Here is a 26,655-nt window from a genome sequence, read left to right as displayed (position 1 = left end):
GGCTTGGCACCTGCCATCCCTCAATTTAGGCTGTGGCCGTTTTTCAGGTAGCCTCTTGCCCGCCGTCCGGCTTTTGTGGCGCCTTTTGCCTGCGCCCGCGCTGCCAAAACCACATCACATAGCCAGACAGGCTGTAGGCCAGAAACAGCAGGAACAGCACCAGCGAAGGCTCCCAAGTAATCACCAAAAAGCCGATTACCGCCAAGAGCAGCCCGAAAAACGGCACCTTGCGTCGCACGTTGATTTCCTTAAAGCTCCAAAACCGCACCTGCGCCACCATCGACAGCCCGGCAAACAGCGTGATGATCAAGCACCACCAACGCGCCAGCGGCAGGCTGCCCAGATTGTGATCCATCCACACCAGCCCGATGACCAGAGCGGCCGCCGTCGGGCTCGGGATGCCGATAAACCAGCGTTTGTCCACCTTGCCGATTAAAGTGTTGAACAAGGCCAGGCGCAAAGCCGCGCAGGCGCAATAGATAAAGGCCGCCGAATAGCCGATGCGCCCGAACTCGAAAAGCTGCCACTTGTAGGCAATCAGCGCGGGCGCCACGCCGAAGCTCACCATGTCGGCCAGGCTGTCGAGCTGTTCGCCGAACGCGCTTTGGCTGTTGGTCCAGCGCGCCACACGGCCGTCCATACCGTCGAGCAGCATCGACACAAACACCGCCACCGCTGCCGTTTCATAGTGGCCGTGCATGGATTGGGTGATGGCGAAAAATGCGCAAAACAAAGCCGCCAGCGTAAACGAATTGGGCAGCAGGTAGATGCTGTTTTGGCGGAAGGCTTCGCGGCGGCTGATAGGCTGTTCGGGGGAGCGTGGTTGGGTCATTTGAGGCTACCTGAAAACTCGATAATCAGAAGCCTATTATATACCCATCCGGCCATCGCCGCGCCCGCAGCAGCAAAACCTGCGTTGATAAAGCTGCAGGGAAAGCGGCGAAGTGCGTTATAATCCGTTTCGTCGAGCAATTAATCGGGCTGGATACCGAAAACTTGGCCGCATCGCGGCGCTTCATTTTTCAGGTAGCCCTTTGTTAATTAATCCAATACTCAAGAAAGGCACAACACAATGAGCTTAATCGAATTGAAAGTACCCGATATCGGCGGCCACGAAAACGTGGACATCATCGCCGTAGAAATCAAAGCAGGCGACACCATCGCCATCGATGACACGCTGATTACATTGGAAACCGACAAAGCCACCATGGACGTTCCTGCCGAAGCCGCAGGCGTGGTGAAAGAAGTGAAAGTGAAAGTGGGCGACAAAATTTCCGAAGGCGGTGTGATTGCCGTCATCGAAGCCGCCGGTGCGTCTGCCGCTGCCGAAGCGCCCAAAGCCGCCGCTGCGCCCGCCCCTGCCCAAGAAGCCCCCCAAGCCGCTGCGCCCGCACCGCAGGCTGCACAATTTGCCGGTTCTGCCGATGCCGAATACGACGTGGTGGTATTGGGCGGCGGCCCGGGCGGATACTCTGCCGCTTTTGCCGCAGCCGACGAAGGCCTGAAAACCGCCATCATCGAGCAATACAGCACCTTGGGCGGCGTGTGCCTGAACGTGGGCTGCATCCCGTCCAAAGCACTGCTGCACAACGCCGCCGTGATTGATGAAGTGAAACACTTGGTGAAAAACGGCATCAAATTCGGCGAACCCGAAATCAATGTGGACGAACTGCGCGGTTATAAAGAAAAAGTCATCGCCAAACTGACCGGCGGCCTGGCAGGCATGGCCAAAGCCCGCAAAGTGGACATCATCCAAGGTAACGGCCAATTCGTGGGCGCAAACCACATCGAAGTGTCGCTCACCGAATCCGCACAATACGAACAAGCCACCGCAACCGGCGCGAAAAAAACCGTTGCCTTCAAAAACTGTATCATCGCCGTGGGCAGCCGCGTGGTGAAACTGCCCTTCATTCCTGAAGACCCGCGCATTGTGGACAGCACCGGCGCGCTGGAACTGCGCCAAAACGGCGGCAAACTGCCGGAAAAAATGCTGGTTATCGGCGGCGGCATCATCGGCTTGGAAATGGGCACCGTGTACAGCACGCTGGGCGCACGATTGGACGTGGTGGAAATGATGGACGGCCTGATGCAGGGCGCCGACCGCGACTTGGTGAAAGTGTGGGAAAAAATGAACGCCCACCGCTTCGACAACATCATGACCAACACCAAAACCGTGGCTGTGGAAGCCAAAGCAGACGGCATCTACGTGACTTTTGAAGGCGAAAAAGCGCCGAAAGAACCGCAACGCTACGACTTGGTGTTGGTGGCCGCCGGCCGCGCGCCGAACGGCAAACTCTGCTCCGCCGAAAAAGCCGGCGTGGCTGTTACCGAACGCGGCTTTATTGAAGTGGACAAACAAATGCGCACCAACGTGCCACACATCTACGCCATCGGCGACGTGGTCGGCCAGCCCATGTTGGCACACAAAGCCGTGCACGAAGGCCATGTGGCAGCCGAAAACTGTGCCGGCCACAAAGCCTACTTCGACGCGCGCGTGATTCCGGGCGTGGCCTACACCGACCCCGAAGTGGCTTGGGTGGGCGTTACCGAAGAAATCGCCAAACGCGACGGCATCAAAATCACCAAAGCCGTATTCCCGTGGGCTGCATCCGGCCGCGCCATCGCCAATGGCCGTGACGAAGGCTTCACCAAGCTGATTTTCGACGCGGAAACAGGCCGTATCATCGGCGGCGGTATCGTCGGCACGCACGCGGGCGACATGATTGGCGAAATCTGCTTGGCGATTGAGATGGGCTGCGATGCGGAAGATATCGGCAAAACCATCCATCCGCACCCGACCTTGGGCGAAAGCATCGGCATGGCGGCAGAAGTGGCCAACGGCACTTGCACCGACTTGCCGCCGCAAAAGAAAAAGAAATAAGCGTTTGACAGCTTAAACGCCGAATAGAAAAGGCTACCTCAAACCGCGTTTGGCGGTTTTCAGGTAGCCTTTTAGTATGGCAGAGGCTACCTGAAAGCATCGTTTCAACGGAGCGGGTTGATTGTTGGTTCAACCAAAGCTGCGTAGAAACTCCGTTTTAGCCATACCAAGACATTGTTTTTCAGGTAGCCACTCCTATAGTGGATTAACAAAAATCAGGACAAGGCGGCGAGCCACAGACAGTACACACGTTACGGTAAGGTGAGACAACGCTGTATTGGTTTTCGTTAATTCACTATATTTCCCGCGCGTTCTCTCTTTTCTCTATAAGCAACCTGATGTTTGACCCAGCACAGCATCTGCTATCACAGCAGCCCGTATAGTTATCGTAAGCAGTTTATCCGCCAGCATTGATTGGCATCTTGCAAACGGCACAGGCCGTCTGAAATCCATCACTTACGGGAGCGACATCATGGCTGAACAAAAACGCCTGCTTGAACAACTGCATAACGAACCGTTCGCCCTCTGCTTTTCCGGGCAGGGCTTCGATTGGATAAGCAGCCTGCGCGAGGCTTTGGCCGAAGGGGCGCGGGACAGGGCAAACGAAGTGGCCGCCGAAGCCGCCCGAATATTGAAGCCTGCGGCCGGACAGATTGCCGCCGCCCGTCCACAAGGTTTCGAGCCGATAAAATGGGCGGAAAACGGCGCGGACGGCATCGATTTGGTGTGTGCCGCCGTGAGCGCGCCCGGCATTTTCCTTTCGCAAATCGCCAATCTGCACACGCTGGAAACCCGCGGGCTGGACAGCGGCAAGGCGGCGGGCGTTATCGGGCATTCGCAGGGCATACTCGGGCGTTATCTGATACGCGAGCCGCAGCATGCCGCCAAACTGCTGGCTTTGGCCGAATTGATTGGCGCGGTGGCCACGCTGCAAGGGCGCGCAACGGGCATGTATCTGCACGACGACTTGCATCCGATGGTAATGGTGCAGGGCGTGAGCCGCGGGCAGCTTGCTGCCGTGATTGACGAACTGTTCCCCGCGGATTCGGCCGCCCGCCCGTGTATCGGCTTGCAGAACAGCGCGGACGGTTTTGTCGTCAGCGGCAAGCCCGAATCGGTGGCGCGCGTATGCGGCGTGTTGACGGACACGGTGAAAGACGCCAACGGCCAAACGCCCGAAAACCTGCTGTGGCGGCTGGACGTGGAAGTCGGCTTCCACCACCCCGCCATGCTGCCCGCCGTGGCGCAAACAGCCGAATGGGCGGCCGCCTGCGGTTTGGACGCGGAACAGGCGCACGGCATCGCGCAAAATGTGTTGGTCAATCCCGTGGACTGGGTGGCCGAATGCCGCAGCATGGCCGCGCTGGGCGTGCGGCGGATTTTGGAAATCGGCCCCTCCGGCGGCGTGGCCATGCTGACGCAGGCCGTGTTGGAGGGGGAAGGAATTGAAGTGCTGGATGTTTCCGGCGCGGAAGGCAAAACGGCACTGTTTGGCGGATAACGGCGGTTTCTGATTTTTGAAACTGCGGCTGCCGCCAAGTTAAGAAAAGGCTGCCTGAAAAATATTCAGCTTTGTTGAGTCGGATATTTTTAGCTTCGCAGAAACTCACTTCGTTCGTTTTCAGGTAGCCTTTATTGATAGGATATTTGAATGGTAGCTTGCCGAAAACGAAGCTTCAACAGAGTTGAAAAGCAGCCTGCACATTGGTTTGTCTTAGGTGGGTGGGTAGTTTTGGGATTAACGGGTAGGCCGTATTGGTATTTGAGGCCGTCTGAAAAGTGGCAGCTTCAACGAAAGTAAATTTGGAAACGGCAAACCGTCAATCAAGCAACCGCGTGCGTGCCGCACACACCCTACGCGTTGGTTTTGGGGTTCCTCATGATTCATGGGTAGGGTGTATGGCGCAGCCACGCACGCGGTCAGTAGTTTTTTATTATGGCATTCACTCTCCAAAACTCATTACCGCAGTTTCTTTTGTACCGCCCCAATCTAACGGCAGCCATCCGTCCCGCACATAACGGTGAAACGACGAAAACGGCCAATCGCGGACATTGCCGCACAATCCATGTTTGACGGGATTGAAATGGATATAGTCTGTGCAACGCTGCAAATCGATTTCGTCGCGCACGGTGTGTTCGTAAAAACGCCGTTGCCAAATACCGCGTTCGTGCCGCCGCTGTTTGCTGGCGGACAGGTTTTCGGCATGAGGGAAATGTGCGGAGAATTTGGTTTTAATCAGCCGCCAGCGCAAGGAATAATCCGCATCGTCGGGCGGCAGCGTCCAAATGGCGTGAATGTGGTTCGGCAGCACACATACGGCGACGGTTTCAAAGGGATATTGTTTTTGCACATCCATATAAGCCGCACGCAATAAGTCGATATGTTCGACAAGCAGGCGTGATTTTGGGTCGGCGAGTTTGACAGTGAAAAAGAATGTGCCGCCCGCAACGAAGTTTCTGCGATAACGCGCCATAGGATTTTTGTTTGTGGTTTGGGTGTTGGAGAAGGAATGGTTTGTTTTTTAAGGTTTTAACTTTTTCGAAGCTGACGTTTTCAGACAACATTGGAGGCCGTCTGAAAGTGCTAGCTTCAACGAAGTTAAAAGTTGAAGGCAAACCGTCGATCAAACAACCGCGTGCGTGCGTACCGCACACACCCTACGTATTGGTTTTGAAGTTCCATGTAATTTACAGGTAGGGTGTGTGGCGCAGCCACGCACGCAGTTGATTGGGTATGCAGGCTACTCCTTGTTAAATCTTCTTGGAATCTTCTTCTAATGACAAAGAAAGCTGATTTTCAGTGAATTTTTTTCGTTCTTTGAATTTTTTCCCTTGTTCCGTTTCAGTAAATATTTCGCCATCTATTTTTTGTAAAACTGTAAGTACAGAGTAAGATCGAGAGGATTCATTCCCAGTTTCATCAAATTTAATTTTTATTGATAAAACGGCATCAATCATTGAACCATTTCTAAAATTTATCAATCCAGCTTCAATATTTTCTTTGAATTCAGTGTCTTTCATACTAAAATCAATAATAATATTTTCTTTTTCATAATATCCGCGCCATTTATGTTTTCCTTTTACTAAACTTGGTGCATATATATGAATCCTAGCATTTTCATCGTAATCAAATAATATATCAGAATCTATAATAAATTCTTTAAATTGATTTTTTAAAACAGTACGCTTTTTATCAATCAGATTTAAATTAATATCGTAATGTGAATAACTAATGTAAGTTATTTTTGGATAGTCTAAAAGTGTTTTATAGAAATTGGATAAATGTTTTTTTATATAAATATTTTGACTTAAGATTTCAAAAAAAGAATCTTGCAGCATAGAAACCTTTTTATTGATTTCCTCAATACTGTCTCTTGTGGCTTCTTCATTAATAGCAGAAAGTTGCCTTTTAAGAATTTCTAGTTCTACTTTGCGCTTTTCAGCTTCTAATCGTTTATTTTCAATGTCCAGCTTTTTAGATTCAATATCTAAAATCTGATTTTCCTCGTCTATTTTTGACTTATAGGGTTTTACTGGAATCCTAGAAAAAATTAGGGCAAGAATAGATACTAGCAGTGAAGCTGAAGCAATAATATTTGCATAAAATGTGGTTTGAAGCCATTCATCATAACTTCCCTCTCTTGCTGGAAGAGTTTCTAATCTGATTTGCTTGTTAATTCCTAATTCTTTTGAGATTGCCTCTATTATTGCTAGCATTTCTGCATCGCATTTATTTTTAATAAAGGCATCCATACCATGACTATCATCATGAAATGAATAGATAGTTTCAAAGTAGTTTTTATAAGAATTTTCCATAACGAATTACCAAGAAATTTAAGAAAACAAATCAAATTACAGAACCACCTTCAAATACTTCCCAGTATAACTCTTCTTAACCTTCGCCACCTGCTCGGGGCTACCTGAAGCAATAATTCTTCCCCCACCATCGCCGCCTTCCGGTCCTAAATCCACAATATAATCAGCCGTTTTTATAACGTCCAGATTATGCTCGATAATCACAATCGAGTTGCCTTTGCCTTTCAGACGGCCTATGACTTCCAGCAACAGGGCGATGTCGGCGAAGTGCAGGCCGGTGGTCGGTTCGTCGAGGATGTAGAGCGTTCTGCCGGTGTCGCGTTTGGAGAGTTCCAAGGCGAGTTTGACGCGTTGGGCTTCGCCGCCGGAGAGGGTGGTGGCGGATTGGCCAAGGCGGATGTAGCCGAGTCCTACGTCCATCAGGGTTTGCAGTTTGCGCGATACGGTGGGGACGGCGTCGAAAAATTCGCGGGCTTCTTCGACGGTCATGTCGAGGACTTGGCTGATGTTTTTGCCTTTGTATTGGATTTCCAGGGTTTCGCGGTTGTAGCGTTTGCCGTGGCAGACTTCGCAGGGGACGTACACGTCGGGCAGGAAGTGCATTTCTACTTTGATGACGCCGTCGCCTTGGCAGGCTTCGCAGCGGCCGCCTTTGACGTTGAAGGAAAATCTGCCGACGTTGTAGCCGCGTTCGCGCGAGAGGGGGACACCGGCGAAGAGTTCGCGGATGGGGGTGAACAGGCCGGTGTAAGTGGCGGGGTTGGAGCGCGGGGTGCGGCCGATGGGGGATTGGTCGACGTTGATGACTTTGTCGAGGTGTTCGAGGCCGCGGATGTCGTCGTATGGGGCGGGTTCTTCTTGGGCGCGGTTGAGTTCGCGGGCGGTGATTTTGGCGAGGGTATCGTTAATCAGGGTGGACTTGCCGCTGCCGGATACGCCGGTGATGCAGGTAATCAAACCGAGCGGCAGTTCGAGGGTAACGTTTTTGAGGTTGTTGCCGCGCGCGCCTTTGAGGACGAGCATTCGGTCGGGATTGACGGGCGTGCGTTCAGACGGCACGGCAATGGATTTTTTGCCGCTGAGATATTGCCCGGTAATGGATTTTTCGCATTTGGCGACGTTTTCGGGGGTGTCGGCAATCAGTACGTTGCCGCCATGTTCGCCCGCGCCTGGGCCCATATCGACGACGAAATCGGCTTCGCGGATGGCGTCTTCGTCGTGTTCGACCACAATCACGCTGTTGCCCAAATCGCGCAGGCGTTTGAGGGTGGCGAGCAGGCGGTCATTGTCGCGCTGGTGCAGGCCGATGGAGGGTTCGTCCAAAACGTACATCACGCCGGTCAGGCCGCTGCCGATTTGGCTGGCGAGGCGGATGCGTTGAGCTTCGCCGCCGGAGAGGGTTTCGGCGGAGCGGGAGAGATTGAGGTAATCCAGCCCGACGTTAATCAGGAAGCCGAGCCGCTCGGTGATTTCTTTGAGGATTTTTTCGGCGATTTGTTTTTTGTTGCCGTCCAAATCCAGCGTTTCAAAGAATTGGTGGGTTTTGGTCAGCGGCCAGGCGGAGACTTCGTGCAAGGGTTCGCCACTGACGTAAACGTAGCGGGCTTCTTTGCGCAAACGTGCGCCGCAGCAGCTCGGGCAGGCGCGGTGGTTTTGGTATTCGCGCAGTTTTTCGCGCACGGTTTCGCTATCGGTTTCGCGGTAGCGGCGTTCGAGATTGGGGATGATACCTTCAAAGGCGTGGCTGCGGTTGAAGGTGGTGCCGCGTTCGGACAGGTAAGTAAAATCAATGACTTCTTTGCCCGAGCCGTGCAGCACGACTTTTTTGACTTTTTCAGGTAGCGTTTCCCAAGCAGCCTGCACATCGAAACCATAGTGCCGCGCCAGCGACTGAATCATTTGGAAATAGAATTGGTTGCGCTTGTCCCAGCCGTCAATCGCGCCCGTTGCCAATGACAATTCGGGGTGGGCGACCACTTTTTCGGGGTCGAAGAAATTGGTGTTGCCCAAGCCGTCGCAAGTCGGGCAGGACCCCATCGGGTTGTTGAACGAAAAGAGGCGCGGCTCCAATTCGGGCAGGCTGTACGAACACACGGGGCAGGCGAAACGGGCGGAAAACCAATGTTCTTCGCCGCTGTCCATCTCCATCGCCAATGCGCGCTCGTTGCCGTGGCGCAGCGCGGTTTCAAAACTTTCCGCCAGCCGCTGCTTAATATCCGCCTTCACTTTCACGCGGTCGATGACCACGTCGATATTGTGTTTGATGTTTTTTTCCAGCTTCGGCACTTCGTCAAGCTGATAGACCTCACCGTCCACGCGCACGCGCGCAAAACCCTGCGCCTGCAAGTCGGCAAAGAAATCGACAAACTCGCCCTTACGCTCGCGCACCGCCGGCGCCAGAATCATCACGCGCGTGTCTTCCGGAAGCTTCAACACGGCATCGACCATCTGCGACACGGTCTGGCTCGACAGCGGCAAATTATGTTCGGGGCAATACGGCGTGCCGACGCGGGCGTACAAAAGGCGCAGGTAATCGTGGATTTCCGTTACCGTGCCGACGGTGGAACGCGGGTTGTGGCTGGTGGATTTCTGCTCGATGGAAATCGCGGGCGACAAGCCTTCGATCAAATCGACGTCGGGTTTGTCCATCATCTGCAAAAACTGCCGCGCATAGGCGGACAGGCTCTCGACATAACGCCGCTGCCCTTCGGCATACAGCGTGTCAAACGCCAGCGACGATTTGCCGCTGCCCGACAGCCCCGTGACCACCACCAGCTTGTGGCGCGGAATGTCCAAATCGACGTTTTTCAAATTATGCGTGCGCGCGCCGCGGATGCGGATGGTGTCGTTGTCGCGGGTGTGGTGGGGATGGTTGTGGTTGCACATGATGAAGTCGGGAAACTCGAATAAAAAGAAACCGCGTATTGTAACACTTTCAGCCCGCCTCTTGCCCCGCGCCGCAAACCGGAAAGGCTACCTGAAAGCTGTTTCTCAAGCACACAACTTTTTCAGGTAGCCTCTATCCCAGCACAGGCTACCTGAAAATGAGCAAAGCGAATTGCGCCAAAACGAGATTTACGGAGGAAGCCGAGTTTCTGCCAAGCTCCAAACCCGTTTCCGTTTTTCAGGTAGCCTCATCCGGCGGCAAAACCGCGTATAATCGCTTGATTTTTTACCGGCCACACAATCATGCCCACCATCCTCTACCCCAAAACCTACGACGTCATCGTCGTCGGCGGCGGCCACGCAGGTACGGAGGCCGCGCTTGCCGCCGCGCGCATGGGCGCGCAGACGCTTTTGCTCACACACAACATCGAAACGCTCGGACAAATGTCGTGCAACCCCTCCATCGGCGGCATCGGCAAAGGCCATCTCGTGCGCGAACTCGACGCGCTCGGCGGCGCGATGGCGTTGGCCACCGACAAATCCGGCATCCAGTTCCGCCGCCTGAACGCCAGCAAAGGCGCGGCGGTTCGTGCCACGCGTGCGCAGGCGGACCGCATCCTGTACAAAGCCGCCATCCGCGAAATGCTGGAAAACCAAGAAAATCTCGACCTCTTCCAGCAGTCGGTTGACGACGTAACGCTCGACGACGACCGTATTTCAGGCGTAATCACCGCGATGGGCGTGGAATTTAAAGCCCGCGCCGTCGTGCTGACCGCAGGCACGTTTTTGTCCGGCAAAATCCACATCGGTTTGGAAAACTACGAAGGCGGCCGCGCCGGCGACCCCGCCGCCAAATCGCTGGGCGGACGTTTGCGCGAATTGAACCTGCCGCAAGGCCGTCTGAAAACCGGCACGCCGCCGCGTATCGACGGACGCACGATTGATTTCTCCCAGCTCACCGAACAGCCCGGCGATACGCCCGTACCCGTCTTTTCCGTGCGCGGCAATGCCGATATGCACCCGCGCCAAGTGTCCTGCTGGATTACGCATACCAATTTGAAAACCCACGAAATTATCCGCAGCGGCTTCGACCGCAGCCCCATGTTCACCGGCAAAATCGAAGGCGTCGGCCCGCGCTACTGCCCGTCTATCGAAGACAAAATCAACCGCTTCGCCGACAAAGACAGCCACCAGATTTTCCTCGAACCCGAAGGCCTGACCACCAACGAATACTACCCCAACGGCATCTCCACCAGCCTGCCGTTCGACATCCAAATCGCGCTCGTGCGCAGCATGAAAGGTCTGGAAAACGCCCATATCCTGCGCCCCGGCTACGCCATCGAATACGACTACTTCGACCCGCGCAACCTCAAAGCCAGCCTCGAAACCAAAACCATCCAAGGCCTCTTCTTCGCCGGACAAATCAACGGCACGACCGGCTACGAAGAAGCCGCCGCACAAGGCCTGCTTGCAGGCGCAAACGCCGTGCAATACGTCCGCGAACAAGACCCGCTCCTGCTGCGCCGCGAACAAGCCTACCTCGGCGTATTGGTGGACGACCTCATCACCAAAGGCGTGAACGAACCCTACCGCATGTTTACCAGCCGCGCCGAATACCGCCTGCAACTCAGGGAAGACAACGCCGACATGCGCCTGACCGAAGACGGCCACAAAATCGGCTTGGTACCCGAAGCGCAATGGCGCATGTTCAACGAAAAACGCGAAGCCATCGAACGCGAAATCCAACGTTTGAAAACAACGTGGTACACGCCGCAAAAACTCGCCGAAGACGAACAAATCCGCGTATTCGGACAAAAACTCAGCCGCGAAGCCAACCTGCACGACCTCCTGCGCCGCCCGAACCTCGACTACGCCACACTGATGACGCTCGAAGGCGCACAACCCGAGTGCAGGCTGCCTGAAAACGTGATTGAGCAAGTGGAAATCCAAGTCAAATACCAAGGCTATATCGACCGCCAAAACGAAGAAATCGACAGCCGCCGCGATTTGGAAACGTTGAGGCTACCTGAAAACATCGATTACAGAAAAGTCAAAGGCTTATCCGCCGAAGTGCAGCAAAAGCTCAACCAGCACAAACCCGAAACCGTCGGCCAAGCCAGCCGCATTTCCGGCGTAACCCCTGCGGCAGTGGCGTTGCTGATGGTGCATTTGAAGCGCGGGTTTAAGGGGGCGAAATAGGCTGCCTGAAAGTGCAGGCGGCGCACAAATAACCGTCATGAAATGCAGGGGATAAAATCCGTTTTTCAGACGGCACAAAGATTTCGGGCACATATGAAGCGCCCATACATTAGTGTTTTAAAAACTATAAGAGAATTAAAATGAAGCATTTGACAAAATTACTGGCAGCCGCATTGCTGGCTTTAGGTTTGAGCCAGGCAGTTTGGGCGGATAACGCATCGGATTTCCGGCAAACCCTGCATTTGGCGGAACAGGGGAATGCCGATGCCCAATATAATCTGGGTGTGATGTATGACAACGGACAAGGCGTACGCCAAGATTATGCCGAAGCAGCCAGATGGTATCGCAAAGCGGCGGAACAGGGGTATGCCAAAGCTCAATATAATCTGGGTTCGATGTATTACATACGGACGAGGCGTGCGCCAAGATTTTTATCTTAGCAAGGCATGGTTCGGCAAAGCATGTGATGGTGGAGTTCAAGAAGGCTGCGACCAATACCGCTATTTAAATCAGGCAGGTTATTGAACGGCTTGTGATGCCCTTGCATCCGCACTTCAAATGCAACGCTTCAATGCTATCGGCGAGCGTCGCTAAAAAGAATCAACCGGCATCTCATCATCCAATGTCTTGCTCGCCCAGCAGTTGAGGGCTTCTTCAACCGCCTTAATCCGTTTAATAGTCAGCATACGCAGTCCGCTTGGCAGAGTGTATGCGGAGCGCACGCACGCGGTTTTCAATTTTCAGGTAGCCCCTTTCAGGCTACCTGAAAACAACGGTAGCCATATTTTCAGGTAGCCTCTTCCCAATTTATAGTGGATGAGCAAAAATCAGGACAAGGCGGCGAGACAACGCTGTGCTTTTTGTTAATTCACTATAATTCAGGTAGCCTGCATTGCTATCTAAAGGCCGTTTGCAAAGCAGCCTACAACCCGAAACCCGCACCACAAAGGAAAAACCCATGAGCAAACAGCACACCTACCGCGCCACCGTCGAATGGGCGGGCAATTTGGGCAGCGGCACATCGTCCTACACCGCCTATTCGCGCGATTACACCGTCAAAATCACCGGCAAACCCGAACTGCACGGCTCGTCCGACCCCGCTTTTCGCGGCGACAAAACCCGTCACAATCCCGAAGACATGCTGCTGGCCGCCATCTCCGCCTGCCACAAACTCTGGTATCTGCACCTGTGCGGCGCGGCGAGCATCATCGTAACCGCCTACACCGACCACGCCGAAGCCGTGATGGACGAAGGCGACAACGCCCTGCCGGGCAGGTTCATCAAGGCCACGCTGCGCCCGCAGGTCACCATCACCCAAGCGCAGCATATCGAACAGGCCAAAGCCCTGCACCACGAAGCGCACCGCCTGTGCTTTATCGCCAATTCGTTGAATTTCGAAGTGGCGTGCGAATGCGAAATTACGGTAGCGTGAGGAGCTAAACAGCAGCCTGTATTGAGAAAAACGGGTACAGGCTATTTTCAGGTAGCCTGAAGGCCATCTGATCCCTCAATCATTCCAAACAACACAGCCCCATGACCATCACCAAAATCACCGCGAAAACCCACGATGTCGGCGGCATCCCGATTGCCCGGCTGCTGCCCAACCGCAGCCACCGCACCATCGGCGCATGGTGCTTTCTCGACCACGCCGGCCCCGCGCATTTTGCCGAGCAGGAAGACGACTTGCAGGTTGGCGCACATCCGCACACCAACCTGCAAACCTTCACGTGGATGCTGGAAGGCGAAGTGCTGCACCAAGACAGCCTGGGCAACCGCCAAACCATCCGCCCGAAACAAGTCAATCTGATGACCGCAGGTACGGGCGACAACCACGGCATCAGCCACACCGAACAAACGCCCGCAGGCATCAAAACCCTGCATGCCGTGCAGCTTTGGATTGCCCTGCCGATGGGTAAAACCATCGCCCCCGATTTCCGCCATTACCCCGAAATGCCCGAATGGTCGGACAATGGCGCAGATTTCGTGCTGGTGAACGGCAGTTTCGCCGGCCGCACCGCGCCGACCGAACAGCACAGCCCCTTACTGGGCTTGGACATCCGTACCCGTCAGGCGCAAATCTTGGAAATCCCCGCCCGAGCAGGCTGGGAATACGGTGTGCTGGTGCTCAAAGGCGAAGTGGAAATCGACGGGCAAACGTTCACACAAGACGAATTGGCAAAATTCGCCCGCACCGATGCTGCCCAAACCCTGCGCATCCGCGCCCAAGCAGGCAGCCACATTATGCTGCTGGGCGGCGAACCACTGCCGCACCCGACGCTGATTTGGTGGAACTTCGTTGCAGACAGCCGGGAAGCGCTGGAAAAAGCCGTGGCCGATTGGAACGGCGGGCATCCGCGCTTCGGCAGCATCGATTTGGCGGGCACAAAATTGCAACGCCTTGCAGCGCCTGAATTGCGCGGGAAGGTGCGTTAGGACCAGACATTCCATCCAACCCGATAGAGAAAATCAAGCTCAATATGACCTCGCAAAACGTACTCGACTTCTGGTTTGCCGAAGAAAACCGCCCGTTCTGGTTCGCCAAAAGCGACGAGTTCGACCAAGCCATCCGTAGCCGGTTTGTCGGCCTTCGGCAACAGGCCGCCCGCGCCGAACTCTACGGATGGCGCACCACGCTTGAAGGCCGCCTGGCGGAAATCATCGTGCTCGACCAATTCTCGCGTAACCTGTTCCGCAACAATCCGCAAGCCTTCGCCTGCGATGCCATGGCGCAAGTGCTTGCCCAAGAAGCCGTTAAACAGCCCGGTTTCGCCAGCCTGCCCGATGCCTGGCGGCACATGATGCTGATGCCGCTCATGCACAGCGAAAGCCGCACAATCCACGCCCTTGCGTTGGAACTCTTCACCCGCCACGCTGCCCATGCCCTGATACATGAAGAACAGCACAAAGCCATCATCGACCGCTTCGGCCGTTATCCACACCGCAACGCCGTACTCGGCCGCACCGGCACGGCGGAAGAGATTGAGTTTTTGAAACAGGAAGGCTCGTCGTTTTAAAGCCGGATTTTCAGGCGGCCTTCAGATGGGTTGGGTTTTTTAAAAAACGGAGCGGCCGCAATTCCCACCGCATTGGTGCTCCGCAGCCTTGCATCAATATCATTTGATTGTGGAGGCAATCATCGTCCCCGCTGCTTATGAAAAAGGCTACCTGAAAATTTTCAGGTAGCCTTTTCTGCTTTTGGGCCAAGCCTTTAAGAGCGCGGTTTGTCCAGCCCGTACACCTGCACCAGCGCCTCGGTAAGGTGGGCGGTTTGGTTGTCTACTTTGGAAAGCGCGCTGGTGGGCGCATGCAGGAGTTTGTTGGTGAGCTGTACCGAAAGCCGCTCGAGCACCTCTTCGGCGGGCACGCCTTTGGCCAGCAGGCGGGTGGCGTTGTCGAGCACTTGCCGACGGGCGCGTTCGCCTTCATCGCGCAGGGAGCGGATCAGCGGCACGCTTTGGCGGCGGCGCTGCCAGCTCATGAATTCAGCCACTTTACTATCCACCATTTGCTCGGCTTCGGCGGCGGCGCGCTGCCGGGCGGCCTGGCCGCTGCTCACCACCTGCATCATGTCGTCTACCGTATAAAGATAGGCATCGCCCAAATCGGCCACTTCGGCTTCGATATCGCGCGGCACGGCCAAATCGAGCAGGAAAACGGGGCGGTGGCGGCGTTCGCGCAGGGCGCGTTCCACCATGCCTTTGCCGATAATCGGCAGCTGGCTGGCGGTGGAAGACACAATCACGTCGTATTGGTGCAGCCGCTGCGGCAGTTCGCTCAAAGGGCAGGCGGAGGCGGGCGAGGCCAGCTTGTTGCATAATTCTTGAGCGCGCTCGGCGGTGCGGTTAGCCACGGTGATGCCGCGTGGCGATTTGGCAGCGAAATGGGTGGCCACCAATTCAATCATCTCGCCCGCGCCCACGAATAAAATATTCAATTCGCCAATGTCGGGGAAAATACGGGCGGCCATTTTCACGGCAGCGGCGGCCATGCTCACCGAATTTTCGCCCACTGCCGTGCTGGTGCGCACTTCTTTGGCAATGGCGAAGGTTTTTTGAAACAGGGCATGCAGATTGGAAGCTAAAGTTTGCTGTTCCTGCGCCACGCGCACGGCGTTTTTGATTTGACCGAGAATCTGCGGCTCGCCCAGCACCATGCTGTCAAGCCCGCAAGATACGCGGAAAGCATGGCGCACGGCTGCTTCGGTTTGGTAGCGGTAGAGGTAGGGTTCCAGCGTGCTGTTTGGAATCTTGCGGTAGTCGGCCAGCCAGCGCACAATATCGTCCGGCTCGCCCACGCAATAGAGTTCGGTGCGGTTGCAGGTGGACAAAATCACGGCTTCTTCAGCCGTGCGGCTGCCCACCAGCTCGCGCAATGCCTCAGGCAGCGCGGCGGCAGCAAAAGCCAACCGCTCACGTATGCTCAACGGAGCGGTTTGGTGGTTCAAGCCGATGGCGGTAAGCTGCATGGCGGATTATCCCAAAAACCGAAACTGCGCTATTATAGCCAAACCGCACCGGATGGTGAATAAAATCTTTTAATAACTTCAAGATGATAGTATTTATCAGTTAGCAATTGAGAAAGGAGAAACCGATGGATTTGCACAATATCCGCGAAGACTACAGCAAACAGGAGCTTTCCAAGGCCGATTGCGCCAATACGCCGCTGCCACAGTTTGAAAAGTGGCTGAACGAAGCCATCCATTCCGCCGCCAAAGAGCCCACCGCCATGAGCGTGGCTACGGTGGATGAGGCCGGCCGGCCCAACAGCCGCATCCTGCTGTTGAAAGAGGTGAACGACCGGGGCTTTGTGTTTTTCTCCAACTACCAAAGCCGCAAAGGCCGCGCGCTGGCGGCACATCCGTTTGCCGCACTCACCTTTTTCTGGCCGGAGCTGGAACGGCAGGTGCGCGCCGAAGGGCGGGTGGAAAAACTGGATGCCAAATCTTCAGACGAATACTTCGCCAGCCGCCCCTACACCAGCCGCTTAGGCGCTTGGGCCAGCGAGCAGAGCAGCGTGATTGCTGGCAAAAGCATCATCGTGGCACGCGCAGCGGCCGAAGCGGTGAAACACCCCCTGCACGTACCGCGCCCGCCACACTGGGGCGGTTATCTGCTGATTCCTGATCGGGTGGAGTTCTGGCAAGGCCGCCCCAGCCGCCTGCACGACCGCATCCAATACCGCCTGGAGGGCGATAAGTGGATTAAAGAGCGGCTCGCGCCGTAGTCCGGCCGGGGGAAAAGACTACCTGAAAAAATTGGGCTGATGGATAGAGATGGTTTTCCCGTCCCTTCTATCCTTCAGCCCTTTTTCAGGTAGCCTTTAATTTTCAGCCTCAATCGGCCACCGAAGCCGCCACCCATTTCATCACCAGCGGACGCACGCCGAGCAGGCTGGCGAATGCCACCGGCCAAGTAATCAAATATGATTTCAACAAACGCAGCGGGTAGCCCGCGTCGATGCCGGTATTCAGAGCCACCAGCACCGCGCTCACAATCAGCACCATCACCGCCGAAGCGTAAAAAGAAAACAGCACGCCCGCGTATTTTTTCGGTAGTTTTTTCATCTCGTTCCCCTCAAAAAATCCATATTGCACAGTTTATACCGTTTATAAAAACACGAAAATAAGATAAATTGGCAAGCAAAGCTAAAAAATGCACAAAGGAAGCAATAATGGATTGGGACTGGAACGGCATCCGCCACTTCACCGCCCTCGTGGAAAAACAAACCCTTACCGCTGCCGCCGAACACTTGGGCGTGCAGCACAGCACCGTCTCGCGGCAAATCACCCAGCTGGAAAACGCCCTCGGCCTGCGCCTGTTCGACCGCATCGGCAAACGCTACCTACTCACCCCCGAAGGAGAACGGCTTTACCGCCATGCCTGCGAAATCTGCAAAGATATGAGCATGTTGCAGCGTACCGCGCGCGAACAGGCCGAACTGCGGCACAGCGTCGTCATTTCCGCACCGCCATTCGTCGCCCGACTCCTGCTGATGCCCCACATTACCGATTTCTACAGAAAACATAACGATATACGCCTTATCATCCAAAGCGATGCCGCACTCGCCGACCTGCACGGCCGCCAAGCCGACATCGCCCTGCGCCTCGTCCGCCCCACCCAAAACGACCTTACCGTGCGCCGCATCGCCCATTTTTCCTACCGCATCTACGGCCATGAGGGCTACCTGGAAACCACCCGCCGCGAAAACTGGCGTTTTGTACAAATTGCCGTAAACACCCGTTTTTCCCGCTGGTTTGCCGAACAAATCGGCGAAGATGCCGACATTTCCTTCGCCAGCAACGACTTCGCCGCTGTCAAACAAGCCGTGTGCGAACAAATCGGCATCGGTATCCTGCCTGATTTCGCCGTTTTCCCCGCCGACAGGCTGCATCCCGTCTCACTCAATCCGGATAAGCCGCCGCCCGAATTCCCGGCGGAACTCTTGCTGGTGATGCACGAAGACGTGCGCCGCAGCCCCAGCGTAAGGGCGGTGGCGGATTATTTTGGGGAGGTGTTTGGGAAAGAGGGTTCAGGCTGATTGAAAAACGGTTGCCGTGTTGAATCCGGGTTTTCAGGTAGCCTCGGGGATACAGCAGGCTACCTGAAAAACAAACGGCAATGTGATTACCAGCGCTACAGATTGCCGGATACGAACGCTGGGCTTGCCCGGCTTCAGGCAGCCTCAAACCCTACCGGCCGGATAAGGCGCAAACATACGGAAGGCTACCTGAAAATATCGGCTTCGCAGCAATTCGCTCTGCTTGTTTTACTGCGTTGAAGCCCATGTTTTCAGGTAGCCTTTTGGCCGCCATGAATCGAATTAGAATTTGTAAGTGTATTGCAAGCCTAAGATATGGGAGCGGCTTCTGAATTTGGCCGAGCCGTGGGTGCGGCTGGACACGCAGGCTTGCGAGCCAGGGCCGGAGGCTGTGCCGCCGCACCAGCCGTTTACGTTGGCGGAGGTGTTTTTCACGTGCACATAGCTGTAGGCGAGGTTGAGGCTGTGCTGCTGATTGATGTCGTATTTGCCGCCGAAGGAGAACCAGAGGCGGTCGGCATCGGGCAGGGTGCTCATGCGGGTGTTGGCGCCGCGTACGGGGGATTGGTCGTAGGCGATGCCGAAGCGCAGTTGCAGGGGGTCGGTGATTTGGTAAGACGCACCGAGGGAGAGTTTATAAGTGTTACGCCACTGGGGAGTGAGGATGGTTTGGTTACTGCGGGCGGGTGCAGCAGGATTCTGCGGGTTGGCCACGGTTTTGCTGTTGCCGAAATTCAACTCGGCACGGTTGAAGCGGGAGTGGCGTGTCCAGGTGGCGTCGCCATAGAGCGACCAGCGCGGCGTAAGTTTGTACATGCCGTGCAGGGAGAATGATTCGGGGGTAACGATGCGCACGTTGGCGGCTTCGGATTCGGCATAGCCGTTGGCGCGGATGGCATTGGAAAGTGTGCCGCCCATCGGGGTTTGGAAGGCCGCGCCCACCAGTTTCCATTCGGCATCGCCGCGCAGGTTGTGGCTGACTTTGGAGCGGTAGTTTGCGCCCAAACGCAGGGAGTCGTTCACGTCCCACAGCCAGGCGAGGTTGTAGCCGAAGCCCCAATCGCTGCCTTCCACGCTGGCATAACCATCGGCAAAGCCGTTGCGGCGCAGCGGAGGGAAGGCGCCGAAGTTGGCGTATTGGCGCAAATTGGCAGTGGTGTGCTGCGCCACCAGGCCGAGGGCAACGGAGTGCTGATCGTTGATTTTATAGGCAACGGTGGGCTGGATAGCGATGGTTTTCACGCTCAACTCGTTCAGGTTGTAGCGTAAAACGGCATCATGCTGGTATTCGGTGCCGGAGCCGAAGGGAACGTACATGCCCAAGCCTAGGGCAAGGTTATCATTCAAGCGGTGCGACAAATAAAAATGCGGCGCAAACACCACGCTTTTCGGGCGGATGTTGCCGGAAGTGGCGCCTTGTACGGGTTGGTTGGTGCCGGGGTAGTAGGCTTCGGCATCGCTGTATTTCACACTGGGCGCAACAAGGTTGACGTTGATACTGACCTGCGTGCCTTCGAGTTTGGTGAGGCCAGCGGGGTTGTGGAACAGGGTGGAAGGATCGGCGGCTTCAGCGGAGGATGAATTGGCCGTGGATTGGCTGCTCACGGATTGAGTGCCGAAATGGTAGCCGGAAGCCCAGGCTTGGGCGGAAAAAGCGGTGGCCAGCAACAGGGCGAGGCGGGAGAAATGGCGGGTTGTCATGATGTATTCGGTTGAAGGAAAAGCTGTTTATCGATTAACGGGCATATTTTCAGGTAGCCTTGTGAAGGGGCTACCTGAAACATGATGCCGTATGGCCAAACATCTGCTTCCCGTGGCTTGCTGCCCGGCGGAATCATGGGCTGTTTGGCTTTTAACGTTGAATAACTATTCTACAGGAAACTTGATGCAACAATAAAACCCGGCCGCCGAAACAGCAGGGTTTGGTTGTGTTAGGATTGGTAAAATTCCAACAGATTGCCGGCGCAAGGCCGAATTGTGCCACATTGTTTCACTTTTTGAGAATGTGCGGGCATAAGATTGCCGGAATGTAAAAACCTCCCAGCAATTTGCCGAGAGGTTTGAAATTGGTTGCGGGGGCAGGATTTGAACCTACGACCTTCGGGTTATGAGCCCGACGAGCTACCATGCTGCTCCACCCCGCGTCAGGGAAGGCGAACTATACGCGCCTTGGTGGGGCTTGTCAAGTTTGTGCGCCACCTAAAGGCTATTGGCCTGCATGGTTTGATTAATTTTATTTGCGCAATTTGGCTAGCCAACACAGCGCAGGCTACCTGAAAGCGATGTCTTGGCAAAGCCAAGGCTGAGCTTCTGCGAAGCTAAAGCGATGATTGGGCGAGGGCAAAGCTGAGTTTCTGCGGGCGCAAACCTGATTCACTCAAACAGCCGCCCCTGCGCCAAGATTTCCCGCACAGGAGCAAAACTGCGGCGGTGTTCGGGCAGCGCGCCGTGGCGTTGCAGGGCGGCGAGGTGTTCGGCGGTGCCGTAGCCTTTGTGCCGCTCGAAGCCGTATTGCGGATAACGTTCGGCCAGGGCATACATTTCCGCGTCGCGCGCGGTTTTGGCCAGCACGGAGGCGGCGGAAATCTGGATGATTTTGCTGTCGCCTTTCACCACGGCTTCGGCCTCGCAGCCCAAATCGGGCGGCACGCGGTTGCCGTCTATCCACGCTTTTTCAGGTAGCCTTTCCAGCCCGTGTACGGCGCGGCGCATGGCCAGCATGGTGGCGTGCAGGATATTGAGCCGGTCGATTTCTTCCACCGAGGCGGCGGCCACGCACCAAGTCAGCGCCTGCTGTTTAATCAACACCGCCAATTCGTCGCGGCGGCGTTCGCTCAGTTTTTTCGAGTCGGTGAGCCCTGGCAAATCGTATTCGTCCAGCAGCACCACGGCGGCGGCAAACACGCTGCCAACCAATGGCCCGCGCCCGGCCTCGTCCACGCCGGCCTGCCAAATCATGGGTTTGCCCCTGCGGCGGCCAGCACTGCCGCTGCAGCTTCGGCGGCGGTATCTTTGCGCAATAAACGGTGCAGCTCGGTGAAATCCTGTTGCAGCGCAGCGGTTTTCTCCGGCGAGCGATACCAGTCCAGCAGCGCGGCGGCCAGCTTTTCCGGCTCGGCATCGTGCTGCAGCAGCTCCGGCACGGCGGCGCGGCCGAGCAGCACATTGGGCAGCCCCACATAGGGCACTTTGATTTTGTGCTTCACCAGCGCATAGGTGAGTGGCGAAATTTTGTAGCTGATTACCATCGGCCGCTTGCACAGCGCCACTTCCAGCGTGGCCGTGCCGCTGGTGACCAACACCGCATCGGCCGCCGTGCAGGCCTGCGCCGTGCTGCCCGGGAGCAGTTGCAAGGGCAGGCGGCAATACGGCTCGGCAGTAAGCAGGCTTTGCAGGCGCGCGTAGGTGGCTTCGGTGGCATAGGGCAGCAGGAACTGCGCCTCGGGAATTTGTTGCCACACCAGCTGCGCAGCTTGCAGAAACAGCGGCGCCATATAGTCGATTTCGCTCACGCGGCTGCCGGGCAGCAGGGCGAATATGGGCTGAGTTTTAGGTAGCCCCAACTCACGGCATGCGGCGGCGCGGTCGGCTTCCAAAGGCAGGGTTTGCGCCAACGGGTGCCCCACAAATCGCGCCCGCCCGCCGGCTTGTTGGTATAGCTCCGGCTCCATCGGGAACAGGCACAGCACTTCATCTGCCTGCTGCACGATTTTGTGCACCCGCTCGCGCCGCCACGCCCACACCGAAGGGCTCACGTAGTGCAGCGTGGGGATGCCCGCCGCCTTGAGCGCGGCAGCCACGCCCAGGTTGAAATCTGGCGCGTCGATGCCCACGAACACATCTGGCTGCTGCCGTTTCATTTCGGCAATCAAGTCCTTGCGGATGCGCCAAATCGCCGGCAGGTTTTTCAGCACCTCCACATAGCCGCGCACCGCCAGCGTTTCTTGGTCGAACAGGCTTTCCAGCCCCACCGCCTGCATACGCGGGCCGCCGATGCCGGTAAACCGTGCCTGCGGGCAGCGCGCGCGGATGGCCTCAATCAGGTGTGCGCCGAGCAAGTCGCCCGAGGCCTCGCCTGCGCACAGGGCGATAAGGGGGGAAGTGTTCATGGTGGGAACGGCTGGAAATGAAGATGCGGTATTGTACCTAATAATGCGGCTGCGGGCGGATGGAACGTTGAAGGCTACCTGAAAAATTCAGCTTCGCAAGAAGTTCACTTTGACTGCGCTAGAGCCTCGTTCTAACTGCGTTGAAGAGCTTGCACTTTATAGTGGATTAACAAAAACCGGTACAGCGTTGGCCCGCCTTGCCGTAACGTGTGTACTGTTTGCGGCTCGCCGCCTTGTCCTGATTTTTGTTAATCCATTATAGTTTCGCAGAAGCTCGGCCTTGTCTTTGCCAAGACATTGCTTTCAGGTAGCCTCAAATCCGTTTCGATGGCTGCAAAAAAGGCTACCTGAAACCGGCGGCAGCTGTTTTCAGGTAGCCTTTAATCAGAAAACTGCGTTCAGAATGATAAAGCAAATCGAAGCCAGCAGGCCGGCGGCCGGCACGGTGATGACCCAGGCCAGGGCAATCGGCTTCATCAGCCGCCAGTTGGCGTTGCGGTTGACCAGCCCGATGCCGAGCACGGCGCCCACGAGGATGTGGGTGCTGGATACGGGCAGCCCAAGCGCGGAGGCCAGCATCACGACGGTGGCGGCGGAGAGCTCGGCCACGAAGCCGGAGGAGGGGTGCATTTTGGCCAGGTTTTCGCCCACGGTGGCAATCACTTCCCGCCCGATAAACCACAGCCCCACCACCAGCGACACGCCGAAGGTGAGCATGGTAATCGGCGGAATGTCGCCGCTGCTGCCGATGGTGCCGCTGCGCAGCACGTCCATGATGGCGGCAAACGGGCCGATGGCGTTGGCGATGTCGTTCGAGCCGTGGCTGAAGGCGAAGCAGCAGGCGGTGAACACTTGCAGCCAGCTGAACATGATGAAGGTGGCACGGTCGAGGTTGGCGCCGGTTTTCAGGGTGCGGGCGTAGGCAAATGTGCCCATCCACAATACCGCGCCCACCATGCCGACGATTAACAGGTTATCCAGCGTGCTCAGGCCTAAGTTGAGGTGTTTCAGGCCTTTAAACAGCAGCATCGCGGCCATCACCATGCCGCCCACCGCGCCCGCCAGCGGCACCCACAGTCGCAGGGCACGGAAGGCGTTGATTTCATCTTTGCGACAGTCGATTTCGTGCAGGCCGCGATAGTAGTCGGATACCAGCTCTTCGGGCCGGTAGTTGCCTTCGTTGTAAAGCTGGGCATCGCGCACGATGGTGGCGGTGTAGGCCATCTGCTGCAATTCGCTCATCTGCTCGAAGCGAGTTTTGTGTTCTTTTTTGTAGGCCAATTTCTGCTTGCGCAGGCGCTGCACATGGCGGCTGGAGGCCACGTTGTAGCCCAGGATATAGGTTTTGATGTTTTTAAACACCAAATAGGAAGTGACCCCGCCCAAGAGCGGCGAGAGCACCCAGGAAATGGCGATTTCGCCGATTTTTTCCCAGCGCACCATGTTCAAACCGGCCAGGCCGCTGTTGTAAAAGCCCAAAACCAGCGCCGCGCCCACAATGCCGCCGATGATGGAATGCGTGGTGGACACCGGCAGGCCTTTTTGCGAAGCAAACAGCAGCCACAGCGAAGCGGCGGCCAGCGCGGCCATCATGATGTAGACAAACTGCACCGGCTCCAGCGACAGGCTGCCCAAATCCACAATGCCGTTGCGGATGGTGTCGGTTACGCCGCCGCCGGCCAGCATCGCGCCGCTCACTTCAAACACTGCTGCCACGGCCAGCGCCTGCGGGATGCTCAGCGTGCCGGCGCCCACCGAAGTGCCGAAGGAGTTGGCCACATCGTTGCCGCCGATATTGAATGCCATAAAGATGCCGAACAGTGCGGCGAGCACGAACAGCGCGGAATGGTGGTGTTGGATATAGCCCAGCCCCCAATAGATAAAATAGCAGGACACGCCGAACAGCACGGCCATACCGATGAAATTGATGCTTTTCAAACGCAGCGGGGCAGAAGAACCGGGCATGGTAAAGGCTTCGCAAACAAAATGTTGAATAGGGCGGCTGAACATATAGCGAGTTGAAGTCGGAATGGGCAAGACGAGCCGACGCTGTAGCATCCTTATGCTCGTTCACTCTATTTCGGCGCAGCCGGGCAAACGGGGCGATTATACCAAAAGCCCATAGCGGCACGATAAAAATAGGCTGCCTGAAACGCTGCCTGAACATTCAAACCATCCGCCCGCCGGGACATTTAAATTCGCTGCCGCCTTCGGCGATGAAATTTCCATGTTTCATGCCCGAATCGTAAGCCTTTGGGAAACTTTGGCAAGAAGGCCGATGAATAGGTTGCCCAAGGCATTTCCCCGGCTTGCCTGCTATGCGATGCAGGTTTAAACTCAGGCCGTTTATTCGCGCCGATGCGTTTGCCAAACGGTATCGGCTCTTGCTTTAGCTACATTTTCAGGTAGCCCGTCATTCCCCAAAGGAGACCCCATGAATCCGCTTCATTCTTTGCAGCCGCAGGCTGTTTGGCAGTGGTTTGCCGATATTTGCGCCATTCCGCACCCCACTTATCAAGAAGCCACGCTGGCCGAAATGATTGTTGCCCGCGCCAAGGAAAAAGGCCTGGCGGTGCGGCAAGACGAAAAGGGCAATATTTATATCCGCAAGCCGGCGCACGGTGCGGGCATGGCCGATAAGCCCGGCGTGATTTTGCAGGGGCACATCGATATGGTGGCGCAGAAAACCCCCGATTCGCCGCACGACTTCGCCACCGACCCCATCCGGCCGCAAATCATCGACGGCTGGGTGCACGCCATGCACACCACGCTGGGCGCGGATAACGGCCTCGGCTCGGCCATGGGCTTGGCCGTGGCGTTTGCCGACGATATCGAACACCCGCCCTTGGAAGTGCTGCTCACGGTGGAAGAAGAAATCGGCATGGATGGTGCGCGCCAAATGCGTGGTGATTTGCTGCAAGGCCGCTATTTGATCAACTTGGATACCGAAGAAGCCGGTTGCGTGTATGTGGGCTGCGCGGGCGGGCGCGATGCCGATTTGAGCCTGCCTTTTACCACCGAAGCCGCCGAAGGGCAGCATGTGCGCATTACCGTGTCTGGTTTATTGGGCGGGCATTCCGGCATCGATATTCACCGCGGCCACGGCAATGCCATCAAGGTGTTGGCCGACCTGTTGGCACGCCTGCCGGAAGAAAGCGGCTGGCGGCTGGCTGCTTTCCACAGCGGTGCGTTGCGTAACGTGATTCCCTCCGAGGCAGAGGCCGAAATCGTGCTGCCACAGGCATTTGTTGGCGCGCTGACCGAACTGGCCGGCACCGTGCGTGCCGAAACGCAAAACGAATTGGGCAAGTTTGCCGACAAACTGGCGATTCAGGTAGCCCCGCTCGGCCAGGGTGTACAGGCCGCCAGCCATGCCGACAGCCGCCGCATCGTTGATTTGCTCGTTGCCGTTCCCAGCGGCGTGCTCAAATGGAGCGAAGAGTTCGACGGCGTGGTGGACACCTCCAACTGCCTAAGCGTGGTGCACACGGAAGACGGCAAATTTACCGCCGCCATGCTGTTGCGTTCACTGCGCGAACGGCCGAAAGACGACTTCTGCCGCCTGCTCGGCTCAATCGCCCGCCTCTCCGGCGCCGCGCTGCACACTGATCAGGACTACACCGGCTGGGAGCCGCATATGTCGTCTGCCTTGCTGCAGAAAACCATCGAATCCTTCGTCGCCGTACGCGGGCAGCAGCCGCAAATCGAAGTGGTACACGCCGGCCTGGAATGCGGCCTGATGCAAAAACACCTGCCGCACACCGAAATGATTTCCTTCGGCCCCACCATCAAAGGCGCGCACTCGCCCAAAGAGCGGGTGCAGATTGATACCGTGGAAGAGTGCTGGCACATTTTGCTGGATTTGCTCAAACGGATTGCTTAACGAATTGAGCCAAGCATTGAAAATTCCTGCCGACCAGCGATTTTGGTCGGCATTTTTCATGCAAAATTATATTTTTTAGGGGAAATACATGCCGAAAAACGGCTTAGGAAGGGTTTTTAAACGGTGATAGACTAATATTATTCATAAAAATCAGTTGCCTGCGCGCTATTTGCTGGGTTATAGTGAATTAAATTTAAACCAGTACAGCGTTGTCTCGCCTTGCCGTAACGTGTGTACTGTCTGCGGCTCGCCGCCTTGTCCTGATTTAAATTTAATCCACTATATATTCCGCTCCGGGCTGCCGCACTGTTTCGGCGGCCGATTAAATTAGGGCGGATGAAGTT

20 protein-coding genes and 1 tRNA gene are annotated in these 26,655 nt (G+C 56.1%); 10 read left to right on the top strand and 11 right to left on the bottom strand.

Going from position 1 to position 26,655, the window contains the following annotated elements; genetic code table 11:
* Positions 1-43: 43 nt before the first annotated feature.
* Positions 44-832, bottom strand: a complete 789-nt coding sequence (gene pssA, locus ELB75_RS01045) for a CDP-diacylglycerol--serine O-phosphatidyltransferase (protein WP_126982313.1) — start codon at positions 830-832, stop codon at positions 44-46.
* Positions 833-1,072: 240 nt separating this feature from the next.
* Between pssA and lpdA the strand changes: the two genes are divergently transcribed.
* Together lpdA and ELB75_RS01035 are read left to right on the top strand one after the other, a co-directional pair.
* Positions 1,073-2,881, top strand: a complete 1,809-nt coding sequence (gene lpdA / locus ELB75_RS01040) for a dihydrolipoyl dehydrogenase (protein WP_126982312.1) — start codon at positions 1,073-1,075, stop codon at positions 2,879-2,881.
* A gap of 472 nt (positions 2,882-3,353) precedes the next feature.
* Positions 3,354-4,382, top strand: a complete 1,029-nt coding sequence (locus tag ELB75_RS01035) for an ACP S-malonyltransferase (RefSeq protein ID WP_126982311.1) — start codon at positions 3,354-3,356, stop codon at positions 4,380-4,382.
* A gap of 442 nt (positions 4,383-4,824) precedes the next feature.
* On the opposite strand, the gene ELB75_RS01030 is transcribed toward ELB75_RS01035, so the two are convergent.
* The 3 genes from ELB75_RS01030 to uvrA form a co-directional block, all read right to left on the bottom strand.
* The gene (locus tag ELB75_RS01030) at positions 4,825-5,355 is read right to left on the bottom strand and encodes an REP-associated tyrosine transposase (protein ID WP_206501473.1); all 531 of its coding nucleotides are present in this window, start codon (positions 5,353-5,355) and stop codon (positions 4,825-4,827) included.
* Between the two features lie 277 nt (positions 5,356-5,632).
* Positions 5,633-6,697, bottom strand: coding sequence for a hypothetical protein (locus ELB75_RS01025; RefSeq protein WP_126982309.1), 1,065 nt, complete (start codon positions 6,695-6,697; stop codon positions 5,633-5,635).
* Between the two features lie 36 nt (positions 6,698-6,733).
* Positions 6,734-9,583, bottom strand: coding sequence for an excinuclease ABC subunit UvrA (uvrA, locus tag ELB75_RS01020; RefSeq protein WP_126982308.1), 2,850 nt, complete (start codon positions 9,581-9,583; stop codon positions 6,734-6,736).
* A 303-nt stretch (positions 9,584-9,886) separates the two neighbouring features.
* Here uvrA and mnmG point away from each other — a divergent pair, with 303 nt between their 5' ends.
* The 5 genes from mnmG to ELB75_RS00995 all read left to right on the top strand — a co-directional run bounded on the left by mnmG (position 9,887) and on the right by ELB75_RS00995 (position 14,796).
* Positions 9,887-11,782, top strand: coding sequence for a tRNA uridine-5-carboxymethylaminomethyl(34) synthesis enzyme MnmG (gene mnmG / locus ELB75_RS01015; RefSeq protein WP_126982307.1), 1,896 nt, complete (start codon positions 9,887-9,889; stop codon positions 11,780-11,782).
* Positions 11,783-11,922: 140 nt separating this feature from the next.
* Positions 11,923-12,222: a tetratricopeptide repeat protein gene (locus ELB75_RS01010; protein WP_277600823.1), complete on the top strand. Its 300-nt coding sequence runs from the start codon at positions 11,923-11,925 to the stop codon at positions 12,220-12,222.
* A 518-nt stretch (positions 12,223-12,740) separates the two neighbouring features.
* The gene (locus ELB75_RS01005; RefSeq protein ID WP_126982306.1) at positions 12,741-13,214 is read left to right on the top strand and encodes an OsmC family protein; all 474 of its coding nucleotides are present in this window, start codon (positions 12,741-12,743) and stop codon (positions 13,212-13,214) included.
* 101 nt (positions 13,215-13,315) lie between these two features.
* Entirely contained in the window at positions 13,316-14,215 is a 900-nt protein-coding gene (locus tag ELB75_RS01000) for a pirin family protein (RefSeq protein WP_126982305.1), read from the top strand.
* Positions 14,216-14,259: 44 nt separating this feature from the next.
* Positions 14,260-14,796: a DUF924 family protein gene (locus ELB75_RS00995; protein WP_126982304.1), complete on the top strand. Its 537-nt coding sequence runs from the start codon at positions 14,260-14,262 to the stop codon at positions 14,794-14,796.
* A 194-nt stretch (positions 14,797-14,990) separates the two neighbouring features.
* Here the strand turns inward: ELB75_RS00995 and hemA are convergent, their stop codons facing one another.
* Positions 14,991-16,247 (bottom strand): glutamyl-tRNA reductase, encoded by a 1,257-nt coding sequence (gene hemA / locus ELB75_RS00990; RefSeq protein ID WP_023887496.1) that lies wholly within the window; start codon positions 16,245-16,247, stop codon positions 14,991-14,993.
* 125 nt (positions 16,248-16,372) lie between these two features.
* Here hemA and pdxH point away from each other — a divergent pair, with 125 nt between their 5' ends.
* Positions 16,373-17,005 carry a pyridoxamine 5'-phosphate oxidase gene (pdxH, locus tag ELB75_RS00985; RefSeq protein ID WP_049259363.1) on the top strand — a complete coding sequence of 211 codons (633 nt, stop codon included), beginning with the start codon at positions 16,373-16,375 and terminating at the stop codon, positions 17,003-17,005.
* 109 nt (positions 17,006-17,114) lie between these two features.
* On the opposite strand, the gene ELB75_RS00980 is transcribed toward pdxH, so the two are convergent.
* Positions 17,115-17,345: a DUF2798 domain-containing protein gene (locus ELB75_RS00980; RefSeq protein WP_126982303.1), complete on the bottom strand. Its 231-nt coding sequence runs from the start codon at positions 17,343-17,345 to the stop codon at positions 17,115-17,117.
* A 107-nt stretch (positions 17,346-17,452) separates the two neighbouring features.
* On the opposite strand from ELB75_RS00980, the gene ELB75_RS00975 reads away from it, so the two are divergent.
* Entirely contained in the window at positions 17,453-18,319 is an 867-nt protein-coding gene (locus ELB75_RS00975) for a LysR family transcriptional regulator (RefSeq protein ID WP_126982302.1), read from the top strand.
* A gap of 282 nt (positions 18,320-18,601) precedes the next feature.
* Here the strand turns inward: ELB75_RS00975 and ELB75_RS00970 are convergent, their stop codons facing one another.
* From ELB75_RS00970 to ELB75_RS00950, 5 genes are all read right to left on the bottom strand, one after another.
* A complete protein-coding gene (locus ELB75_RS00970; RefSeq protein ID WP_126982301.1) occupies positions 18,602-20,020 on the bottom strand; it encodes an OmpP1/FadL family transporter in 1,419 nt (472 codons plus the stop codon).
* A gap of 366 nt (positions 20,021-20,386) precedes the next feature.
* A tRNA-Met gene (locus ELB75_RS00965) sits at positions 20,387-20,463 on the bottom strand.
* A 229-nt stretch (positions 20,464-20,692) separates the two neighbouring features.
* Complete coding sequence (rnhB, locus tag ELB75_RS00960) at positions 20,693-21,277, bottom strand: ribonuclease HII (RefSeq protein ID WP_126982300.1); 585 nt, start codon at positions 21,275-21,277, stop codon at positions 20,693-20,695.
* Complete coding sequence (gene lpxB / locus ELB75_RS00955; protein ID WP_126982299.1) at positions 21,274-22,428, bottom strand: lipid-A-disaccharide synthase; 1,155 nt, start codon at positions 22,426-22,428, stop codon at positions 21,274-21,276. Before lpxB ends, rnhB begins: the two co-directional genes overlap by 4 nt.
* A gap of 384 nt (positions 22,429-22,812) precedes the next feature.
* Positions 22,813-24,393 (bottom strand): inorganic phosphate transporter, encoded by a 1,581-nt coding sequence (locus tag ELB75_RS00950; protein WP_126982298.1) that lies wholly within the window; start codon positions 24,391-24,393, stop codon positions 22,813-22,815.
* Positions 24,394-24,862: 469 nt separating this feature from the next.
* Here ELB75_RS00950 and ELB75_RS00945 point away from each other — a divergent pair, with 469 nt between their 5' ends.
* Complete coding sequence (locus ELB75_RS00945; protein WP_126982297.1) at positions 24,863-26,311, top strand: aminoacyl-histidine dipeptidase; 1,449 nt, start codon at positions 24,863-24,865, stop codon at positions 26,309-26,311.
* Positions 26,312-26,655: the final 344 nt, after the last annotated feature.

This window comes from Eikenella corrodens (assembly GCF_003990355.1).
In the GTDB taxonomy this organism is placed as follows: Bacteria; Pseudomonadota; Gammaproteobacteria; order Burkholderiales; family Neisseriaceae; genus Eikenella; species Eikenella corrodens_B.
This window is presented reverse-complemented; position numbering and strand designations above follow the sequence as displayed.

What these genes read in the sequence shown, in the direction of transcription:
- ELB75_RS01035 (WP_126982311.1), top strand. Translation starts at nt 3,354, where the DNA reads ATGGCTGAACAAAAACGCCTGCTTGAACAACTGCATAACGAACCGTTC.
- rnhB (WP_126982300.1), bottom strand. Translation starts at nt 21,277, where the DNA reads ATGATTTGGCAGGCCGGCGTGGACGAGGCCGGGCGCGGGCCATTGGTT.
- ELB75_RS00945 (WP_126982297.1), top strand. Translation starts at nt 24,863, where the DNA reads ATGAATCCGCTTCATTCTTTGCAGCCGCAGGCTGTTTGGCAGTGGTTT.
- ELB75_RS00980 (WP_126982303.1), bottom strand. Translation starts at nt 17,345, where the DNA reads ATGAAAAAACTACCGAAAAAATACGCGGGCGTGCTGTTTTCTTTTTAC.
- ELB75_RS00975 (WP_126982302.1), top strand. Translation starts at nt 17,453, where the DNA reads ATGGATTGGGACTGGAACGGCATCCGCCACTTCACCGCCCTCGTGGAA.
- ELB75_RS01025 (WP_126982309.1), bottom strand. Translation starts at nt 6,697, where the DNA reads ATGGAAAATTCTTATAAAAACTACTTTGAAACTATCTATTCATTTCAT.
- uvrA (WP_126982308.1), bottom strand. Translation starts at nt 9,583, where the DNA reads ATGTGCAACCACAACCATCCCCACCACACCCGCGACAACGACACCATC.
- hemA (WP_023887496.1), bottom strand. Translation starts at nt 16,247, where the DNA reads ATGCAGCTTACCGCCATCGGCTTGAACCACCAAACCGCTCCGTTGAGC.
- mnmG (WP_126982307.1), top strand. Translation starts at nt 9,887, where the DNA reads ATGCCCACCATCCTCTACCCCAAAACCTACGACGTCATCGTCGTCGGC.
- lpxB (WP_126982299.1), bottom strand. Translation starts at nt 22,428, where the DNA reads ATGAACACTTCCCCCCTTATCGCCCTGTGCGCAGGCGAGGCCTCGGGC.
- ELB75_RS01005 (WP_126982306.1), top strand. Translation starts at nt 12,741, where the DNA reads ATGAGCAAACAGCACACCTACCGCGCCACCGTCGAATGGGCGGGCAAT.
- lpdA (WP_126982312.1), top strand. Translation starts at nt 1,073, where the DNA reads ATGAGCTTAATCGAATTGAAAGTACCCGATATCGGCGGCCACGAAAAC.
- ELB75_RS01010 (WP_277600823.1), top strand. Translation starts at nt 11,923, where the DNA reads ATGAAGCATTTGACAAAATTACTGGCAGCCGCATTGCTGGCTTTAGGT.
- pssA (WP_126982313.1), bottom strand. Translation starts at nt 832, where the DNA reads ATGACCCAACCACGCTCCCCCGAACAGCCTATCAGCCGCCGCGAAGCC.
- ELB75_RS00995 (WP_126982304.1), top strand. Translation starts at nt 14,260, where the DNA reads ATGACCTCGCAAAACGTACTCGACTTCTGGTTTGCCGAAGAAAACCGC.
- pdxH (WP_049259363.1), top strand. Translation starts at nt 16,373, where the DNA reads ATGGATTTGCACAATATCCGCGAAGACTACAGCAAACAGGAGCTTTCC.
- ELB75_RS01000 (WP_126982305.1), top strand. Translation starts at nt 13,316, where the DNA reads ATGACCATCACCAAAATCACCGCGAAAACCCACGATGTCGGCGGCATC.
- ELB75_RS01030 (WP_206501473.1), bottom strand. Translation starts at nt 5,355, where the DNA reads ATGGCGCGTTATCGCAGAAACTTCGTTGCGGGCGGCACATTCTTTTTC.
- ELB75_RS00950 (WP_126982298.1), bottom strand. Translation starts at nt 24,393, where the DNA reads ATGCCCGGTTCTTCTGCCCCGCTGCGTTTGAAAAGCATCAATTTCATC.
- ELB75_RS00970 (WP_126982301.1), bottom strand. Translation starts at nt 20,020, where the DNA reads ATGACAACCCGCCATTTCTCCCGCCTCGCCCTGTTGCTGGCCACCGCT.